At 29.2% G+C, this 20,188-nt stretch carries 24 protein-coding genes; 13 read left to right on the top strand and 11 right to left on the bottom strand.

Going from position 1 to position 20,188, the window contains the following annotated elements; genetic code table 11:
• The first annotated feature begins 21 nt into the window (after positions 1–21).
• The 12 genes from WHD08_RS01190 (at position 22) to WHD08_RS01135 (ending at position 7,505) form a co-directional block, all read left to right on the top strand.
• Positions 22–1,278, top strand: a complete 1,257-nt coding sequence (locus WHD08_RS01190; protein WP_208889538.1) for a hypothetical protein — start codon at positions 22–24, stop codon at positions 1,276–1,278.
• 172 nt (positions 1,279–1,450) lie between these two features.
• Complete coding sequence (locus WHD08_RS01185) at positions 1,451–2,197, top strand: hypothetical protein (protein ID WP_208889539.1); 747 nt, start codon at positions 1,451–1,453, stop codon at positions 2,195–2,197.
• Positions 2,198–2,285: 88 nt separating this feature from the next.
• Positions 2,286–3,041, top strand: coding sequence for a DUF2314 domain-containing protein (locus WHD08_RS01180; RefSeq protein WP_165730881.1), 756 nt, complete (start codon positions 2,286–2,288; stop codon positions 3,039–3,041).
• A gap of 22 nt (positions 3,042–3,063) precedes the next feature.
• Entirely contained in the window at positions 3,064–3,465 is a 402-nt protein-coding gene (locus WHD08_RS01175; protein WP_208889541.1) for a hypothetical protein, read from the top strand.
• 21 nt (positions 3,466–3,486) lie between these two features.
• Positions 3,487–4,092 (top strand): SMI1/KNR4 family protein, encoded by a 606-nt coding sequence (locus WHD08_RS01170; RefSeq protein WP_208889542.1) that lies wholly within the window; start codon positions 3,487–3,489, stop codon positions 4,090–4,092.
• 58 nt (positions 4,093–4,150) lie between these two features.
• Positions 4,151–4,825: a hypothetical protein gene (locus tag WHD08_RS01165; protein ID WP_208889544.1), complete on the top strand. Its 675-nt coding sequence runs from the start codon at positions 4,151–4,153 to the stop codon at positions 4,823–4,825.
• Positions 4,826–4,860: 35 nt separating this feature from the next.
• Complete coding sequence (locus tag WHD08_RS01160) at positions 4,861–5,289, top strand: hypothetical protein (RefSeq protein ID WP_208889545.1); 429 nt, start codon at positions 4,861–4,863, stop codon at positions 5,287–5,289.
• Between the two features lie 68 nt (positions 5,290–5,357).
• Entirely contained in the window at positions 5,358–5,816 is a 459-nt protein-coding gene (locus WHD08_RS01155) for a hypothetical protein (protein WP_208889547.1), read from the top strand.
• An 11-nt stretch (positions 5,817–5,827) separates the two neighbouring features.
• Positions 5,828–6,337 (top strand): endonuclease V, encoded by a 510-nt coding sequence (locus WHD08_RS01150; RefSeq protein WP_208889549.1) that lies wholly within the window; start codon positions 5,828–5,830, stop codon positions 6,335–6,337.
• 18 nt (positions 6,338–6,355) lie between these two features.
• Positions 6,356–6,787, top strand: coding sequence for a hypothetical protein (locus tag WHD08_RS01145; RefSeq protein ID WP_208889551.1), 432 nt, complete (start codon positions 6,356–6,358; stop codon positions 6,785–6,787).
• 308 nt (positions 6,788–7,095) lie between these two features.
• Positions 7,096–7,341 (top strand): DUF4168 domain-containing protein, encoded by a 246-nt coding sequence (locus WHD08_RS01140; RefSeq protein WP_208889552.1) that lies wholly within the window; start codon positions 7,096–7,098, stop codon positions 7,339–7,341.
• Between the two features lie 5 nt (positions 7,342–7,346).
• The gene (locus WHD08_RS01135; RefSeq protein ID WP_208889553.1) at positions 7,347–7,505 is read left to right on the top strand and encodes a hypothetical protein; all 159 of its coding nucleotides are present in this window, start codon (positions 7,347–7,349) and stop codon (positions 7,503–7,505) included.
• A 135-nt stretch (positions 7,506–7,640) separates the two neighbouring features.
• Here WHD08_RS01135 and WHD08_RS01130 read toward each other — a convergent pair whose 3' ends face one another.
• The 9 genes from WHD08_RS01130 to WHD08_RS01090 form a co-directional block, all read right to left on the bottom strand.
• Positions 7,641–8,411 (bottom strand): hypothetical protein, encoded by a 771-nt coding sequence (locus WHD08_RS01130; RefSeq protein ID WP_208889554.1) that lies wholly within the window; start codon positions 8,409–8,411, stop codon positions 7,641–7,643.
• 34 nt (positions 8,412–8,445) lie between these two features.
• Positions 8,446–10,821 (bottom strand): leucine-rich repeat domain-containing protein, encoded by a 2,376-nt coding sequence (locus WHD08_RS01125; protein ID WP_208889556.1) that lies wholly within the window; start codon positions 10,819–10,821, stop codon positions 8,446–8,448.
• 42 nt (positions 10,822–10,863) lie between these two features.
• Positions 10,864–11,238, bottom strand: coding sequence for a hypothetical protein (locus tag WHD08_RS01120; protein WP_244183276.1), 375 nt, complete (start codon positions 11,236–11,238; stop codon positions 10,864–10,866).
• A gap of 237 nt (positions 11,239–11,475) precedes the next feature.
• Complete coding sequence (locus WHD08_RS01115) at positions 11,476–12,096, bottom strand: DUF1444 family protein (RefSeq protein WP_208889557.1); 621 nt, start codon at positions 12,094–12,096, stop codon at positions 11,476–11,478.
• A 179-nt stretch (positions 12,097–12,275) separates the two neighbouring features.
• Entirely contained in the window at positions 12,276–12,881 is a 606-nt protein-coding gene (locus WHD08_RS01110) for a DUF1444 family protein (RefSeq protein WP_208889558.1), read from the bottom strand.
• A 215-nt stretch (positions 12,882–13,096) separates the two neighbouring features.
• A complete protein-coding gene (locus tag WHD08_RS01105; protein ID WP_165730855.1) occupies positions 13,097–13,714 on the bottom strand; it encodes a hypothetical protein in 618 nt (205 codons plus the stop codon).
• Between the two features lie 173 nt (positions 13,715–13,887).
• On the bottom strand, positions 13,888–15,486 hold the full coding sequence (locus tag WHD08_RS01100; RefSeq protein WP_208889559.1) for an MFS transporter: 1,599 nt from the start codon (positions 15,484–15,486) through the stop codon (positions 13,888–13,890).
• 12 nt (positions 15,487–15,498) lie between these two features.
• Entirely contained in the window at positions 15,499–16,557 is a 1,059-nt protein-coding gene (locus WHD08_RS01095) for an HlyD family secretion protein (RefSeq protein ID WP_208889560.1), read from the bottom strand.
• Positions 16,558–17,895: a TolC family protein gene (locus WHD08_RS01090; protein WP_208889561.1), complete on the bottom strand. Its 1,338-nt coding sequence runs from the start codon at positions 17,893–17,895 to the stop codon at positions 16,558–16,560.
• A 98-nt stretch (positions 17,896–17,993) separates the two neighbouring features.
• Here WHD08_RS01090 and WHD08_RS01085 point away from each other — a divergent pair, with 98 nt between their 5' ends.
• Positions 17,994–18,812 (top strand): AraC family transcriptional regulator, encoded by an 819-nt coding sequence (locus tag WHD08_RS01085; protein ID WP_208889562.1) that lies wholly within the window; start codon positions 17,994–17,996, stop codon positions 18,810–18,812.
• Between the two features lie 52 nt (positions 18,813–18,864).
• Here WHD08_RS01085 and WHD08_RS01080 read toward each other — a convergent pair whose 3' ends face one another.
• Both WHD08_RS01080 and WHD08_RS01075 read right to left on the bottom strand, forming a co-directional pair.
• Positions 18,865–19,596 carry an SIMPL domain-containing protein gene (locus tag WHD08_RS01080; protein WP_208889563.1) on the bottom strand — a complete coding sequence of 244 codons (732 nt, stop codon included), beginning with the start codon at positions 19,594–19,596 and terminating at the stop codon, positions 18,865–18,867.
• Positions 19,597–19,659: 63 nt separating this feature from the next.
• Entirely contained in the window at positions 19,660–20,145 is a 486-nt protein-coding gene (locus tag WHD08_RS01075; protein WP_208889564.1) for a phosphoribosylaminoimidazolesuccinocarboxamide synthase, read from the bottom strand.
• Positions 20,146–20,188: the final 43 nt, after the last annotated feature.

The raw sequence follows: 20,188 nt of genomic DNA, 5'->3' as shown, positions 1-20,188 counted from the left end.
AAAAAGAAAAAAATAGTACAAATGAAATTCACAGACAAGAGTAAAGAAAATATCAAACAAGAATGGAATTTATTAGGAAGCAAATATGCTTTTGATGTAAATGAAATGGTGAAGTTTGGTGAAACGAACGGATGGGAAAATTGGAAAGGAGAAGAACCTAAAGACGAAAGGGATCATTTAGCAGATGCTGTTTATCAGCTTTTAAAAGAAGCTAATAAAAATAATACGGTTGCTCAATTTAGAAATGATTTTCCGCCTGCGCACACGCCTTTCATCAAATTTTTGCAAGATAAAGGGCAAAGTATAGAACAATTACATTTTATAAATGAGCAGAAGGTTGTGTTTTTAGTAGGTACAGCGTATCAAAAAAGACAAGCATATCTTCTTGAAAATGATACAATTATAGAACTTGATGACACTATTAGTGCTATAGGAAAATCTAAAAAGAATAACGTTTTTGCAATTGTTTCTAATCATAAAATAGTAACAACACAAGGTTGGCAAGGAGAAATTATTGCAACTTTTAATTTAGAAAAAACGAAGGACTTAGGAATTACAGAATTAACTCCTTTTAACGACGGACATAAAACTCTACTAACAACATCCGAAGGAATTTATATTATTTCTAAAGATGCAGAAAACATGATTCACCCAGTTCCAGATTTAGAAGACGAAGAATGGGAGTCTGATATAGACATGGAAAACGCAACAATTTCTAATGATAATAATTACATTGTTGTTGGCGATCAATGCCGCGACCATAGGGTTTTAGATAATAATGGCGTAGAAATTGGAGAAGTTGGTCCGCAATCTTCTTATCCAGATTTTTGTCTTTTCTCTAAAAATGACCATCAATTAATTACAAATTCTTGTCATTTTTATAATGGAGTAACTATTGGTGTAGATGCTACAGACTTAAAAAACATCAACATAACAGCTTATGAAGAAAGCGAAGATTATACAGTTATAGATGACGGAATGAGAGTTTATTGTGGTGTAGCAACTTCTAAATATTACATTTTGGGTGATGCTTTCGGTTATATTAAAGCCATTGATACTAACGGAAATTGCATTTGGAAATACTTTTTAGGTTCTACCATTACAAGTATTACTATTTCTGACGATGAAAACACATTATGGATTGGTTCTGCATCAGGAATGCTTCATAAACTACAGTTAGATAAAGGGCTTAGAGATAACCACACCATTGGAAATGGAAATCATTATGAAGAATTTAGATTCATTTTTTGGAAAGAAGAATCTATTATGAAATGGTAATTCTGTAAGAAAGAAAAAACAGCAAAACACTTTTCTTTATATTTTAATATCACTGAAAACCGTTACATAAAAACACGTACAAAGCTTCATCTTTGTTTGTATAAAGAAATAAAAGTAATTCATTTTTATTCAAAATATTTAATTGATCTGTTTATACAGAAGTACCCGTAACATGAAACAATTATTACTAATTATATTCAATTTAATCTATTTAACGGGGTATTGCCAATATCCTTTTGAAGAATCTCCTAAACCTGTTTATGAGGAATTCAACGATTGGAAATTATACGATTTAACAGAAACAAAACAACAAGCAGATTATACAATTACTATTAATGATTTTTTTGAAACAGAAGCGCTAACCATTCAATTAACATCTTATACAGGAGATGAAGATCAAGCTTCTTCCATAAGTATATTTAGAGGTAAAACTCAAATTCAGAAGCTTTCTGAGGATATGTTTTTTAGTACGTTAAATATTTTTGAACCAATTAGAATAACTGATTTTAATGCTGATAATTTAAAAGACATAAAAATTTTAATTCCGTATATGGGTAATGGAATCGCAGCTTTAAATGTTCGTGTTATATACCTAATACAAGGTAAAAACAATAAGTTTTCAAAAATTTCATATGATGATATGATGGACGGAAATCGTGAAGAAAGAGATTTTAATAAGGACGGAATCTTTGAAACGATTACAATGAAACTTGATAATTATGAAAATAATAATTATTGGACATTTAACATTTTTGAATTTACAGAATTAGGACTTACCAATGCTAATGAAAAAAATAATTACCCAATAATGACACAATATCTTTATAAAAAGAACTTTAAGATTACTAATAAAATAAGTCATTCTAAAATGAAGACGTACGCTTTAAAACAACCTAAAGAATATAACTGGCAAAAATAAAGTTGGGAATTGAAAGGTTGTTTCCTATTTACAAAATCATCCAATTTTTAGTATTGAATAAAAATAAATAATTAAAAACAAAGAAATTATGAGTCAAGAAAATAATGTAATCTACACCGAACAAAACGCAAAAATGAAAGCTGCTTATCTTAAAGCGCAGTCAACCTTTAATTACTTTTGGCGTGAAATTTATTGGGAAGCTAAAAGAGTTGTTCCTGCTCACGATTTAGCATTAGTAAAAATTCCTTTTCAACAAAAAATTGAAGGAAAAGAACAACCTTTAGTAGAACACATGTGGATTAGTGAAATTGATTTTGATGGAGAATTTATTACAGGTATTTTACAAAATGCACCAAATAAATTGACAAATGTTGCTGAAGGCGATACCGTTACCAGAAAAGTATCAGAAATATCAGATTGGATGTTATCTATAGACCGTAAAACTTATGGAGGATATACCATTCAGGCACTACGCTCTGATATGACAGATAAAGCGAGAGAAAACCATGATAATGCTTGGGGTTTAAACTTTGGGGATTATAATAATATTCTAATCGCTCATCAACAAGAAGAAAAAGAAGAAAACCTTATTGAGCACCCAATGAGTAAAGTAATGGAAAAACCTGCTAGAGATTTCTTTACAGAAAACTTAGACGTAGTAGCTGCTGTAGGTGAAAATGGTATGACAAGATTACACACAGAAACCATTGCTGGAAACAAAATAGCTGTAGGAATTTTATTAGAATTAGGTGCAGATAAAAATGCTAAAACTAAAACAGGAAAAACAGCATTCGATTTTGCTACAGCGCTAAACTGGTCTCACCTTATACCAATTTTAAAATAAAATTAATCGTCATCATTTTTTAATGAAAGCAAAAATCAAATATATTTTTATTGGTCTTTTAGCCATATTAGCGCTCTCTTGGTTCTTTATCAATAACCAAGAAAGCGCTAATATGAATTCAATTTTTATTGAAAAAATTAAAGATGGTGACATTATTTTTAGTGCGCTAAATACTGATAACAGAGCATTAAACGACTTTAATAAATTTGGAGTTATAGAAAAAAAATTAGGTGAAATATACGTTTGGGATAATCAAAACACCATAAAAAAAAGCCTTTCTGAATGGAGTAAAAATGGAGAGATATTTAAAGTTTATAGGATAACACATCCAGATTTTAATATCAATACCTTAGAACTACAAAACGGAACTTATAACCATATAATGAATTCTGATGTACTAGAATTTATAATTGAAAATAAGTAAAAAATTAAAACAAAATTCGAGATGAAAACAATAGCAGACAATTACATATCAAGTCTTAAAAAGGCCTATTACAATGCTAAAGGAAAAGAAATTTGGGATCATTTTGAAAATATAAAACACGGTGCCTCTCAAGAAAATTTAGATGAATTGAAAGCCGATTGTCCTACTATTCCTAAGGCGTTAATTGATTTATTGCAATATGTAGATGGTACGTATTGGAGAACGTATGGTGACGAAGATATTGCTTTTACCTTATTGGGTTCTGATTTATCTAAATGTCAATATTACTTATTATCGTCTCAGCAAATTTTAAAAAATCAAGGTGATGCACCATATAATTTTCAAGACTATTTATATGGAGAATATGATATCGTGGACATCGATGAAAAAATCTTAAAAAAAGCAAAAGATCTTAATTGGCTTCATTTTTCAGATTGTACAAATAACGGCGGAACGTCTCAACTTTACATAGATTATAGTCCTTCTGAAAAAGGAAAAATAGGTCAAGTAGTGAGGTTTCTTCATGATCCAAATGAGTTTGAAGTAATTGCAGATAGTTTTGATGCGTATTTACAAATGCTTATAGACAATAAATTTCATTTTATTACAGAAGATTCAATAGAATAAAACTTTTACAAAAGATAAAATAAGCCTAATTTGTAATTAAAACATCTAAACCTATTCAATGCATAAATTATACGTATTAATCATTTCAATTGTCTTCTTTTCTTGTAATAACACTAAAAAATCGACTAAGACTTCAAAGCAAGAAATAGTGCCTAAAGAAAATATTATTGTCAAAGAAAATGATGTAGACAACTTTATTCCTGATGGATATGAAGTTGTTTTTTCTGGAAATGAGTCTAATAAAATAAAGGCAGATTTAAATACAGATGACATTCTTGATTATGTAATATTAATAGCAAACGGAACTAAGAAAGAAAAATATTCAAATGCAACGAGCGTAAAACTTGCCATATTTGAAGGACAGAAAGACGGTTCTTTTATCTTGAAAAATGAAACAGGTAACCTAACCTATTCTTTTATTTATACAAATCCAGATACTAGAATTGCAGTCACAGACACAAATATAATTAGTATAAAACATCAATCGATGCGACATGATTATGAATTAAAATTCAGATATCAAAACAGCTATGAAGACTATATGTTAATTGGTGCTGAATATAATAATTATGGAAATGCGGCACATGTTGGCGCAGGAAATACAAGTACCAATTTTATTTCTAAAAAGAGAACTTCTACAATTGATGGAAACAAAACGAGCAATTTAGACAAACTATTAATACCTATTTCAGAAGTGAACGATGACAATGTTTATGATTTAATAAGTAATTAAAAAATATCATTCCACAAGTTAAAAACTTCAATTAGATGAAAAAAATAGTACTATTACTTTCCGTATTTCTTGTTTGTTTAGCAACATATTCTATCATTAATTATACAAATAGAGCCAAATTTCAAGAAAATGAAAGTCATGTTTCTCTGTCTTTAGATGGTAGTTTAGTACTATATATGGAATCTGCAAATGTTGATAATCATGCTTATTGCAAAATTTTCCTTTTTGATACAAAAGTGTATCCAAATCTAAAGGAAGAAGGGACATTTCCATCAAAATTACAGAAAAGCAATCCGAAGGCATTATTCTATATTCCACTAAAATTTTATGCTCGAATTACAAATTTTAAATGGAATGAGAAAAATAACACAGTCAGTATTCATCAACCGGCTGTTAATGATGTAAAAGCTTTAAACTACGAAATTGATTTGAATAATTTTAGCTTTTACAAAAAGGGAGAATAAACGTATTTAAATAAGAAGTTTAAGTAGACTCTTATTACAAGTAATAATTCAAATAGTAAAATAACAATATGCATTTAGAAAATGCCATCATAAAAATTCAAAACTTCGATGTCAATGATGATATGGAAGATTATGAAATTAGTGAATTCTTTGATGCTATTGGAGACAAATTAATCGATGTAAAAACGTTTACAAGTTCTCAAAAAAAACAATTGATTCAAGTACTTTTTGATTTTCTAAAACGGCAAGATCCAGAGTTAGAAGAAGATTTTTCTTTCATCCATTTTATAGAACATATAGACAAGCCAGACTACAAGATTTATGATGCTGAATTACTGAAATTCAATACCGAAAACGGAACGATTACTACTACCCTTTTATTGAATCGATTTATCAATCGTTTAAAAGAACAGGAACGTAAAAAACATATCGATTTATTAAAATCGATTTCTGAAAATAAGAATTATACCGATTTAGTGAGAGCTGAAGCATTGAGTTATTACGAACATCAAAATAAAAAAGGATAAAAACAACAATTATGAAACTTGCTTTTGATACTTATTATTACGACGGAAAGGCGAAAACAATTGCGGTAAGCTTTAATGACTGGGAAGATGACGAGCCAATACAAATTTACACAGATATTATTGAAGGTGTAGAACCGTATGAACCAGGATCTTTTTACAAACGCGAATTACCGTGTATTTTAAGTCTCCTTAAACAAGTGAATTTAGAAGAAGTAGACTTAATTATCGTTGATGGTTACGTTATTCTAGAAGAAAAACATTTGGGTTTAGGTGGCTATTTGCACCAATATTTAGAAGCCAAAATTCCGGTTGTTGGTATTGCTAAATCTGAGTTTGTGTCTAAAACATCTGTATTTAAAGAAGTGATTCGTGGCGAAAGTAAAAAGCCATTGTATGTGACCACTATTGGAGTTGATAAAGAGGAGATTTGCCACGCCATAGAACGAATGCACGGTAAATTTAGAATGCCAACATTACTACAGATTGTAGATACAAAAACTAAAGAAAATATAAAGAACTAATATTAAAAAAATATAATTATGAGTACAGATTTTATTATAGAAAGCATTGACCTTGCTAAAAACTTGTTTAGAAAAAATTATAGAGATTTTATTTCAGAAAAACCGAGAACAGTTACTCTAGAAGATGAAGATTTTAAACTATATAGTTTTGAAAAGATGATTTCATTAACAAATATTGATGGTATGGAAGTGAGCGAAGCTCGTGCCTTAAGAGCTTATGCAAACTCACTGAAAGACATTTTAGGACCTACAATTTACGATCAGAAAGGAAAACAGTGGTCAATGTTAATGTTATCAGCCAGTATAACTATTGGTAAAAATAGCGAAGGGGATTTGTTATTTATAGATAGACATGATAGTAAAACACTTTATATTTTTCGTCATGATGATGGTGGTCTATTTAAAACAAAAATGACTTTATACAAATTAATAAAAGCCTATTCAGAATAAATTTTAATTACGTATCGTAAGTAATTAAAAAGCTCAATTATAAATTTTATAATTGGGCTTTTTTTTGTTGTAATATCTGTTTCTTCTGATACACACTATTAAAACCATATTCCTGATTTAATAGTAGCCTCATCTCTTAAAAAAAATATAATTTTTTGACAAATAATAATAAAATAATGTTAATAAGGCTGTTATAATTGGCTGTACATAATATAACTTTTAAGTTTGAATAAATCTTAAAAATTAAAACTATGTTAAAGTCATTTAAAATCAAAAAATTATTTTTATTCGTGTTCATCTGTGGATCTATGAGTCTTACAGCACAAGAACAACAAGATATTTCGGATAAAGAATTAGTGCAATTTGCTGATGCTTATACGGAGGTTCAAGTTCTGAATCAACAATCTCAACAAAAAATGATGTCCATTCTACAAGAAGAAGGATTAGAGATCGAACGTTTCAATGAAATCCAACAAGCTAAGATGGATCCAAATAAAAAATCAGATGCAACTGATGTAGAAAAAAAGAAGCATGAAAATATAACTACTAAATAGAAAAAATGCAACCTGAACTAGAGAAAAATGCAATTGCAAGTATAGAATCTACAGGAATTTCTATAAAGAAGTTTGAAGCATTAGCTGCTAAGATTCAAGAAGATACAAGTCTTCAACAAAGGTTACAGACTATTATGGAAAAGCGTCAGGAAAAAGAGTATTAAACTCTTATTTTATATTAAACCAAATAGCAGGTTTCTTTTAAAAAGAAACCTGCTATTTTTATTCTAAACAGTTTTATTACTGGTATATAAAGTTTTATCCGAAATAGAGTTATCTACTGTTTTTATTACTAATAATTACTCTGTATATCTTAAAAACAAATGATTTTTATCTTTAATGATTTCTGCTAATTTATCAAATTCGGATTCTGTTGTATTATACAATTTAGCCAAGTCAACAATTAATTCTTTTACTTTATTTTCTTCCAGCTTTTCATTTTTATTGAATCCTAAAAATGAAGCACCAATGCCAAAAAGTTCAAGACTGTATTTTTCAAATAAATGTTTAGATAAAGCGTAATTTTCAAAAGGACTTAAGTCGGCATTAAAATATCCATTCGGAAATCCGGTAAGCCCTTCGTATGACTTTTCTACGGGAAGAATTTTAAGAATAACCTGTTTGTCTAAAAAAGCTAATGGAGATTCATTCATGTTTTCTAAATCTAAAACATCATCTTCAGAATTGTTTATGTTTCTTTCACAAACTTTTTTAAAATCAATTCCTTTTGTTTGTTTCAAAAAGTTTTCTCGGATAATGAAATATTCCGATGGTGTAGAAAGATGCCCCAAATGCTCGTTATCTTCATCATAACAAGCTTTGTCAAGTCCAGATAAATCATATCCTTCTGTATCCAGAAGAGAATTCCAATCACAAGCGTGACCACTGGTATATTCGGCTTGACCTAAATCATCAAGCGTTAAAATTATAGTCTTGTCAGGATGATTTTGTTTATAGGTTTGGTAAACGTCCATAAGTTCCTCGTACGACTTTATATTTTCGATTAAAAAACTCTCAAATAACAATTCGTGGTAAGGCGAACGATTATTAGTTAATTTTTCTATTTTCATAAGTTTTGTTTTAAATAGTAAATCTTATTAGAAGTTACGCAATAGCTTCTTTGCTAAACTCTTTTTTCAATTCAGTGTAACCTGGCGTTATTAAGTATTTATATTTATCAGGATTCATATTTCCACCATTAAATTTTCCAATATAATATTTAAGTTCTTTCAGTTTTAACTTTCTAAAATATTCTGGAACCGCATTTTCAAACTTACAGCCATCAATATCTAAACGCTTTAGTTTTGGTAAATCGGCAATCCAAGTTGGTAAATCTATAAAATCGTTTCCGCCAAGCGATAAGGTTTGTAAAGTTGTTATTTTTTGAATAAATTCTGGTAATACATCAAATTTATGGTGTATTAAAAACTCAGTTAATTTTAGTTCAGAGATACTTTCAGGAATACTATTTACATCGTCACCAATTCCCATAAATCTTAGTTTTTTCAAGGCTTTAAACTGATTTAATTTAGCATAGCCTTCCATTCCAAACTCATAACTTAAAGCAATGTATAAAGATTCTAAAGCAGGTGCTTCTAAGGTTTCTAAGGTTTTAAAAGTAGTATAACTTAAATCTAAATTTTTTAAATACGGCAATGTAACTTCAGGAAATGTACTTGTAACATCATAATGCGCTATGTCTAAAGTTTCTAGTTTAGGCATATTTTTAATAAGCGCTTCTAGGTTTTCTGCTTTATAAAAATCTAATTTTAAATAATTTAAATGTGGTGCAGCTACACTAGTTATTTCAGTAAGGCTAGCTTCCTTATTATCTAAATGCAAATACTCTAAATTGGTACAATGTTTAAGTACATCTTTAAATTGTTCCGTATTTGTATAGGCTTTTAGTGTGGTTAATACTTTTGGTTTTGGTAAGTATTTTGTTAAGTCTTCTTGCGAATTTTTAGATTCATTAATACTAGAAAAATGAAGTGTTTTAGTGATTAAGTTGCTAAATAATACTTTAGGTTTTTCAATAGATAAATTAGCAAAATAAGCGTGTTCTGTTTCTAGTAATTTTTCAGTTGCAATATATTCTTTAATGTCAAATAAATATAATTCTTTAATTTTAGAAGGTAAATATTTAGCTTCTAAAACTAAACTTCTACAACTATTAAAACATAAATAATCTAAGTATTGCAATTCTTTTAAACCTTTTGGAATACTTTCTATGTTAGCACCGTATAATTTTAAATAGTTTAGTTGCGTACAGTTTTCTATATTTTTAAACAAGGTTTCCATTTGGCTTCCTTGATGAATATCAATAGCTTTAAGCGTTGTTAATTTCCCGAACCCGAGCGATACATCAGAAAAATCTGTAATATATTGTATTTTTAATTTTTTAAGATTGGTAAATCTATCAGGATGCGAGAATACATAATTTAAGATTTCGACATCATTAATTAATAGTTCAGAATTTAGAATTGGCTCATTTCCCGGTATAATTTCTAAATCATCATCCAAAGTTATGTATTCACAATGCTTTGTAAATATTTGATGGTCTTCAATGGTTTTAATTAAAGGAATGCCATCTAACTTCAGCACAAATAAATTGTCTAATTGATTGAATCCGTTAGGGATTTCAATCAAATTAGGACACATATATAAATCGAATTTCTTAAGCTTTTTAAGCATAGAAATACACGTAGGAAGTTTGGTTAAATGTTTTAAACGAATAAAACTTATTTCTTTTATACTTGTTGGTAATTGTAACTGAGAGGCGTCTTTTAAGTTGACTAAAATAAAATCTAACTCTTCTAAGTTTGTTAGTTTTTCTAATTGAAGTGACTCTTGGAATTCCGTTTCTATGTAGCTTAATTCTAGTTTTTTAATATTTTTTAAAGACCAAAAAGATTCTGGAAATGTAACAAGTTTTGATAATTCTAGAGTAACACTTTCTAGTTGTTGTAAATTCCCTATAGAAACGGGTAATACTTGGTAATTACCTTTAATTTCTAAAGTCTTTAAAGAAGTGATATCACAAATTTCCTTTGGAAAATCGTTGCTAAAGACATCACTTACTTTTAGGTGAGTAATACCATTTAAACGAGAAATAAGATTAGGTTGCTTTTCTAGTTTTTGAGCAATAGCTTCGTCTCTTATAGAAAGTGATGAAAACTCAAACATGTTGTAAAGTTTCCCTATTGGAAACAATGGATCTTTAGTTCCAAAATGAAGTAAAGTTTTTATTATTTTACCAGAATCCTCACCATTTTCAGGAAGTTTATTACGTGTTTTAAACGCATTGTTAATTTCTGTAGTTCCATATTCTTCTAAAATTTCAGTAACCTCGGCAATAATAACCTCATCTCTAGTTATTTTACCTATTAGAAACAGTTCGTACAAGAAAGCTTCAGGATAATTCTGTGCTGTTTTTAACTCTTTATAATAAGTAGTAAGATATTCAATTTTAAATTCCATAGTTTATTTTTAATACTAAAACAATAAAGTAAATTTCACTTTTTAACCTGCTATACGTTTAATAGCCTCCATCTTTTTAAGAATGATAGGTACAAATAAGGCAAACTTAGCATTAAACTCTTCTTGTGTTTTTGCGGTGTTTAAATTTGTGCCCATAGTTACCCAAGAAGCACATAAAGCGTCTTCTAAACTATCTTCATCAGTATCTATATTTAAAGCTTTAATAAGATTAAAATTTTCATCCTGACTGTAAAACCCAGACTCTTTAACGATTTCAAAAACGAGTTCAAAAATACTTCTAGTATCTAAAAGTTCACTAATTTCTATTGTTCCTTTATCAGAAGCACTTATAGATTCAAAGACATCTACCATTAAATTTTGTACTCTATCGTTAATATTAGGGGCTAGATTTTTCAATTTTTATTTTTTTAAAGTTGATTTTTAATATGTATTGTTAGCTATTTAAAACTGACGAAAAAAAGAAATATAAGTGGTACTAATTTTTTAGACTTATAATGTTCATCTTATATATTTACGACAAAATTAAACAAGCATATACGTTTTTTTATCACTGTATTCCGCTATTTAAATATTTAGTAGTTTATCTGATAATTTAAAATTGATAAAAGAAATAGCTATAATATTTAGTTATTTTTATTCATCTCTTGTTATATTATCTAATGCTATATGTCCTGTAATATGTCCTTCTTTCATTGTAAAAAGAATATTGGCTACAGGTGCATTTCTATAACTACCATCTTCCCAAGCATTCTTGTGCATGTCTAAAAATGCGCCAAGTAGCTCTTCATCTGAGTCTCTAGAAATTACCATCATACAACTACGTCTTGGAACAGAAACCAATAAATCTTCTGCGTCTAACATAGCATGTGCTTTTAACATATGTAAGTTAGAAAGAATTCTTTCACTAGAAAAATCATGTCCGCTAGAAGTTAATAATTTATTTTGAAATGCTTCTGAATACGTAAATTCTGTTTCATAATTTCCTAAGTTTCTAAAAGCTTCATTTGTAATTTGCTTTAGATCCATATTTTCTAAATGCTTTTGTGTTAGAAACACAAAATTATCTGGAGTATCTATACCATACGCAATAACTACTTTTGGTCCTGCTTCTGATTTTATTAAGTTAGAATTTAATGCTCCAGCTTTAAGGCCAACCCAATTTCCTGGTTTTAAAATAGGATATATTTTTTGATCACTATTTTTAGTTTCTTCAATTATTTTTTCTATTTCTTTTCCGTAAAGAGTGCCGCTCATCATCTTGTGTTTTATTATTTACTACAAAATTAGAAAAGCATATAAAGTTTATTATCACTGTATTCAGCTATTTCAAAATTTAGTAAATTATCTATGATGTTTAATTCAACCGAATTAGATCCATAAAAAAAGGCATTCTTAAAAATAAGAATGCCTTTTTTGTAATTATTTAAATTGAATTATAATGGAATGTGCCCTACAATAGTTCCTTCTTTTACAATAAAAAGAGAATTGGTAATAGGTGCATTTCCAAAACTATCATCCTCCCAAGTAAAGTTGTGTAGGTATGCAAATTTATTCATTGTTTCTTCATCTACATCTCTAGAAATAATGGTCATACACGTTCTTCTTGGAATAGACACCAATAATTCTTCCGCATCTAACATAGCGTGTGCTTTTAACATATGTGCTTTAGAAAGAATTATTTCACTAGAAAAATCGTTTCCGTTAGTAGCAACCGCTTTATTATCTAACGATCCAACAAACTCTAATTCCGCTTCATAGTTTCCTAAGTTTTCAAAAGCTTCACTTGTAATTTGTTTCCCATCCATAGTTTCTAAATGCTTTTGAGTTAAAAACACAAAGTTATCTGGTGTATCCATTCCATATGCAATTACCACTTCTGCTCCATTTTCGGCAGGAATTAAAGTATTACTTAAAGCACCTGCTTTTAAACCAACCCAATTTCCTGGTTTTAAAATAGGATATATTTTCTGATCACTATTTTTAGTTTGTTCAATTATTTTTTCTACTTCTTTTGAATTTTCGTTTGCTGTATTGCTCATAATGTTTTGTTTTTATTATTTATTACAAAACTACAGAGGTATCTATTTTTTTTTATCACTGTATTCAGCTATTTCAAAATTTAACGGTTTATCTACCCTAGACGTTTTCTAAATAATATTCATAAAAAAAAGGTATTCTTAATATTAAGAATACCTTTTTTTTATGAATATTTCCTCTGAAATAGAAAATGTTACTATATATATAGCTTTTAGATTTATAGATATACGATACCTTCTCTATTACCACTTTTTATGTATAAAAGTATATTAGCAATATGCGCATTGTTGTAAGTTGTATCATTCCAATTATGTCTATGCACATGTAAAAACATATCTAAGAGCTCTTTGTCCGAATCTTTAGGAATAATAAGGATATTACCACGTCTAGGTATAGATACAAATAATTCTTCTGACTCTAAAAAATCATGAGCCATACGCATCTGTGTATAACTAAGAGCTCTTTCATTAGAAAATCGAGTTCCATTTGAACTCAACACTTTATTATCAAATTCTTTTTCAAAATTAAATTCTTGTTCAAGCTCGTCTAAGTTGTCGCTAGCTTCTTGATATAAGTTTCTATTTCCAAAAAATTCTTTATGTTTCTTTGATAGATACACTAAGCCATCTGGCGTTTCTACGGCATAAGATTTAATAACTAAAGGAACATCTTTATTATCGTCTTCAGAAACTTCTACATTATATAACGCACCATTTTTAACACCTGGCCAACTTGCTGGTTGTAGTACAGGATAAAGTTTATATTCTCCATCTACAGCTTTTTGTACTACTTCGTCTATTTCTGCTAAATATTGTTTTTTTTCTTGATCTGTCATAAGTATAGTGTTGTAATTAATTTAATACAAACCTATAAGAGTATTTGATCAATTTTATCATGGTATTCTGTGATATAAAAATATAATGGTATTATTCTTTAATTAGAATATAATAAACGATTCGTTTAAATTCCCTTTATAAACTCATAACAGTATCAATATTTAAAGAATCATTAAATAGGCGTTAATTTATCTGTAATTTTTCTAAGGTGATAATGAAAATGCGGAATTAAAGCAATACCAAGCATTACAAAAATGATAAAGCAACTTAAGTAAATATAGTAATCGCGGGCAAACAAAAGATTAGATTGAACTCCTACTGCTTTTCCTAACATTTTTCTTGCACCTGCAGAAGCTTGTAATTTAGAAGCTCCGTGACTTAATAAGGTTTCCTTGTAGTTTTGTAACCGTAGAGCAGATACAGGGTTTGTAATTACAATGTCCTCTGCAAAATTATTATAATGCATACTTCCTTGACGCAAGCCCATAAAAGTAACCAACGCCATACTTAATGTAAAAGTAAAACAACGATACGAAACTCCAGTAACCGAAGCAGAAAAACCTATTTCAGAAGGAACTCCTGTAGCATAAAAAATAACTATAGAAACAATTAAGATACCATTACCAAAACCTTGAAAAAATAAGGGTAATATAATATCTAGTATTTCTGCTTGATTTCCCAATATGAAAATCATATAGATATGAAAAAATAAAAATGAAGCAAATCCTGTAAGCCAAATTAATCGTATTCTTACACCTGCTAAAATAAATCGTGCCGTTAATAGTGCTCCAAAAATAACTCCTACTCCATTTATTATCATCACATAACTTTTGTGATAAACATCTAAATTAAGCCCATTGGCAAAGAAGCCAAACGACACGCTAGTATCTCCTTTTGTAATATAAAAAGCGACGAGCATTAACATTCCAATTCTAAAATTTCGATGTTTATATATGCTAAGATCTACATAAGGTGTTTCTAACTTTAATTGCCTAAAAACAAACAAGAGTAACAAAATAACAAAGGTTATTGTTGTTAAAATAATATGTAAACTCTTAAACCAGTTGTAGTATTGCCCATAACATAATATATAAGTCACCGTGGTTAAAGCAGCCGCATATAATACAAAACTTACCCAATCTACTTTGTCTTTAATGCGAGTTTTTTCTTTTCTTAATTCTACCCCATTTTTTAAGCAAACAAAAAGCAATACAAAACCAGGTAAACAAGAAAATATAATTAATATAAAAAGGATATTAAAATTGTAGTTTGAAAAAAGAACAGCATCAACAATATAAGAAAGCGGTACAGAGCCAAACATGGTTCCGTACAAAAAAGCATAGCTTAATACTCTACTTCTTTGGGAATGAAACTGCTGAAATATTAGATTAAATGAAGTGCCTACAAATACAAGTGCCAGCATTCCGTTTAAAAACCTAAAAACAATTAATAAGATTAAATTTTGGGTATTATAAAGTATCAAATTTACGAGTATAAATAAGATGCAGCACATGGTAAAATATGGTTTGGTAGCAAATTTAGTCGAGATTGTTTTTTCTAAAGAAAAGCCACTCGCTACCCCTAAATAAAACATTATAATAGAAAATTTAATGTCATAAGAATCGGCAGCATAATAACTCATCGCACTATCCATTCCGCCCATATAAATCCCTAAAACAGCGGTTACAGGAACAAGTGTAAGCAAAATTGCAAGTACCATAAGCCATCTTGGAACCCAAGATTTGAAGGAATGATGATAAGTTGTAGACATAATTTAATTTTATTATTTAGGAACGCTTACCTCGGCACTCATACCAGCACGAAGTTGTTCTAAGCTATTTTCATTATCAGTAAGTTTAATACGAACAGGAAAACGTTGTGTAATTTTTACAAAATTTCCAGTGGCATTATCTGGAGGTAATAATGAGAATTGAGATCCTGTAGCGGCAGAAAATGCTTCTATAGTTCCTTTAAATGTTTCTCCAGGAAAGGCATCAATTGTAATGTTTGCTTTTTGACCTTCATGCAACGCTGCAATTTGTGTTTCTTCAAAATTGGCTTCAATCCATTTACTTTGATTTTTATCTACAATAAAACCAATGGTTTGTCCTTTTTGTACCAATTGTCCTATTTGTAAATTCTTTTTACCCATATAACCATTGGTTGGAGCAGTAATTATTGCATATTTTAAATCGAGCAAAATTTTATTTAAATCGGCTTTTTTCTCTTGAATTGTTGCTTTTGCAACTTCTATTTGGGCGCCAACATCAGTCGTTTTACTCAGTGACGTTTGATAGCTTCTTTTTACAGATTCAAAATTCGCTTCAGCAACTTTTAGTTTGGTCTGGATATCTTCAAAACGTTGTGGGGTTACGGCATTGTTGTCTAATAAATTTTTGTAGCGTTCATATTCCTTTTGCTGCTGATATAATTGTGCTTTTGCCGCATTAATTTGCGATTGATTGACCCCTGAACTTACGTTAGACGTATTTTGATTGCTTTCTAAAACATGCAATTGTGCTTCGGCTGCTCTTAATTTTGCTTTCGCAATATCTTGTTGTACCAAAGCTTCATTTCTATCTAATACAACTAAAGTATCTCCCATTTTTACATGTTCATGGTCTTTGTACTTTACTTCTTGTACATAGCCATTGGTACGGCTTAAAATTGGGTTAATGTATTCTTTAACTTGTGCATCATTTGTTGTTTCATATCTCCAATGATGAATCATAGAAAACACACCCCATATTATTAATCCGATTAAGATAAATAAGGCGACCAGATAGGTAATTCGTACAAGAATTCTATCTGTCTTTTCGTATTTTTTTAATGCTGTGCTCATTTATAATTTTCCTGATATTTTTAATAATTGATAATAATGTACTTTGGCTGCTATTTGATTGTTAATCAATTCAAAATGGGCCTCTAATTGTTGGGTATCTGCATCAATCAAATCTGTTAAAAGAGATAATTGATTAAAGTAAGTTTGTTTTACGATGCGATAATTTTCTTGTGCAGATTGAATATTTTCTTCCGCAACTTCAATTTTTATAACATCTTCTTTAAAACGACTATAAGCTGTTTTTACTTGCTTTCTTAAATTATCATCCACATTTTCTTTGGCTAATTTTTGTTGCTCTACTGCTATTTCGGCTGCTTTTTCTTTATGCTTGTCATAATAAAGTGCAGAAATATCATAAGACAATTTTATACCTGCAACACCTAATAAATAAGGTGCCTGTTCATAAGGATAAAGCTTAATTTGAGGATATGAATACGTATAACTCCCAAAAAAACCAATCTTAGGAAGTTTATCTGCTTTTAAAGCAACTGTTTTTAATTCACTTAATTCTATTTGTTTTTCGGCCATTTTTTCTAAAGGCGATTCACTAAGCATTTCCGAAACAAAAGTTTCGTAATTCTTATCGATAGCGATATCTTTTGTCTGAATTGTATCAGACGGAATTAAAAGTGTATCGTCTTCATTTCCTACTAAAATATTAAGAGCTTGTGTTACTATAACAAGGTCGTTTTTTATGGTAACCAATTGTGTTTGAAGTTTCGCTAATTGTAATTTTGCTCTTAGAAAATCACTTTTTAACACCACACCATTTTTAAACAATTGCTCAATCAAACGCACACGTTCTGTATTTTGTTTGATATTTTGCTTCACTAAATTTTCATATTGATACGAACGTTGCAGACTTACATAATATTGAATTACTTCTAAATGCAATTGGTCGCTTGTTTCTTCTTCAATATGTTCTAAAAACTCCTTAGTTGCTTCGGTTGTTTTAATCGCCGTTTTTGAAGCGCCACCAGCATAAATATTAAAATAAGCAGATACCGACGCATCATAAACACTATGATCTTCTAAAGGAATAAATTCTGCACTGTTATTAATTCCGTTTACAAAAACAGGAATATTTGATAATTTTCCATAAGATGCATCAAAGTCTAACGATGGTAATCTTTTGTTTTTGGCATCGAGGATGTTTTCTTTACCAATTTCCGCTTTTAAATGCTGAACTTTTAGTTCTTTACTAAAAATCTCTGCTTTACTCCAAACATCATCTAAACTTAAGAAAACACTATCTTTTGATATTTCTTGAGCATAGCCAAAGGTGTTAAAAAGTACTGCTAAAAAGAAGAATGTTCTTTTTATTAAACTGCTAATCATTTCTGTTTCTATTTTTGAGCAAAATTACCGAGACTATTATAGCTTTGTTTTTTGTAAATAGACAAATATTTACTAATTTGAGCCAAATAACAATTAGGATGAAAAAGGACTATAATCCATTTCAATTTTTAAAAGATGTTGATCATATAAAAGACAGCATTTTTATACATCATACTAAAATTGAAGAGCAATTGCCAATGCACAAACACCATAAACATCAATTATCTTATATTGAAGGTGGTGTCGCTTTTTTAAATACGCCAACCAATTCTTATTTTTTACCAGCACGCCATTTTATTTGGATGCCAGCAGGAATGGAGCATAACGTAGAGTTACGTTCGCCTTTTATTATGGTTCGTAATTTATATTTCCCCGTAGATTTGTTTCCTAAAGATCATAAATTAAGAACAATGGGAATTTACCCCGTTACCGACTTAATAAAGGAAATGATTTTGTTTACCGAAGAATGGAAAGGTGGGTTTACAAAAGAACAAACTCATCAACACGAGTTTTTAATTGCTTTGAGAAATGTATTGATGGCAGTTTCTAGAGTTCCAATTCCAATTGCTTTACCAACTACAAAAAATGAATTACTAAAACCTATATTAAAATACATTCATCATAATTTAGAAGAACCTTTAAAACTCAATTTGGTTGCAAAGGAATTCGGGATGAGTTCTAGAAGTTTATCTAGAATATTTAGAGAACATATTGATATTTCTTTTCTTCAATATTTAAAAATGACCCGCGTAATTAGAAGTATGGAAATGTTATTAGAAACAAACAAGTCTATTAGTGAAATTGCCTATGCTTGTGGCTATAGTAGTATTGGCGCTTTTAGTAATGTATTTTATCAAATATCTCATATACGTCCTGTAGATTTTAGAAAACAGAATTTAAAAAAGGGAGGAAAATAAAGCTATTTCCCTCCCTTTTGTATTTTAATTACTTAAAAAATATAGTAAGATATTAATCTACTTTATAAACTAACTTCATAGTAATTGAAGCCGTTTTTTCTCTATTTGCTGTATTAAACGTTCCTCCCCAAGAATAATCTTCCCCAGAGTTTTGACCTGTGATTTGAAAAATTCCCATTTTAGCAGATTCTAAATCACTTAAATTTCCTCCAGAAAATTTAGCAATGTTCTCTGCACGTATTCTCGCATCTTCTGTAGCTTTAGAAATCATTTCTATTTTAAGATCGGCAAGTTTTGTGTAATAATATCTAGGAGCTTGTGAGTAAAATTGAACACCTTGGTTTAATAACTCAGTGATTTCTCTAGATACCTTTTCTATTTTATCAACTTCTTTAGATTCTATTTGTACAGATTGTGTAAGTTCGTAACCCACAAATTCTTGACCAGCATATTCTCCATTTGTAGTGTATAATTGCTTCGTTTTTTCATTTGTTTTTACAGCACTATAAATTAATTCTTCTGGCTTAATTCCTTTTTTAGATAGGTAATTATTAATGGTGCGTTTCTTTTCTTCTAATGTTAAATAGGCTTGTTTTAAATCTGAATTATCGGCACTAAAACTTCCTTCCCAAACAATTAAATCTGAAGAAAAATCTGTTTTACCTAATCCCGTAACTTGAATTTCTCCATCTTTTTTATTTCTATCCGTATATGCTTTTCCTAAGAATATAGAAGATGTAACGATGGCTATTCCAAAAATAATTGCGTTTGTATATTGTTTCATAATTTTTTATTTATTCTGATGTTTTAAACTGATTTTAAATGAAGTCTTAGTATTTCTTTATGTTTATTCATCTAATAACTTCTCTTCTTTCATTATTTTTTTTGCTATTTCGGTTTCATTTTTCCCATTATCTAATGAACCTGGTAACATAATTATACGTTTCTTAATTTTTCCGTTTTCATCTTTAAAAAGAACTTCAAATCGAGAACGTGTTATTCCGAATATTGCTTTTTTAAATTTGATACTTTTAATGTCTTTTCTTTCTATTATTGGTGTTGCAGAATTATTAAAGCTTGCAAATATTCCATACATCAGAAATAAACCAATTATTAAATAAAATATAGACATTGGAATTTGACCTGTTTGAAAACTATCAAATGCAGAATAAAGTAAGAAAGCAGAAATTCCTCCATAAATTATTAAAACTCGAGTGATACTTTTTCCAACAACCACTTTTGCCATATTACCAATGATTCCATCTCTTGTTAAAATAATTTTATCTGGTAAAATATGACAAAATCCTGTTTTAGTTTTAAATTGTTTTTCCATTAATTTTCTTGCTATTTTTTAAACCTCATCCTTTTTTTCTCAT

Source organism: Polaribacter sejongensis (assembly GCF_038024065.1).
GTDB classification, from domain to species: Bacteria; Bacteroidota; Bacteroidia; order Flavobacteriales; family Flavobacteriaceae; genus Polaribacter; species Polaribacter sejongensis.
The sequence above is the reverse complement of the archived record's forward strand: the minus strand, read 5'-3'. Positions and strand labels throughout refer to the sequence as shown.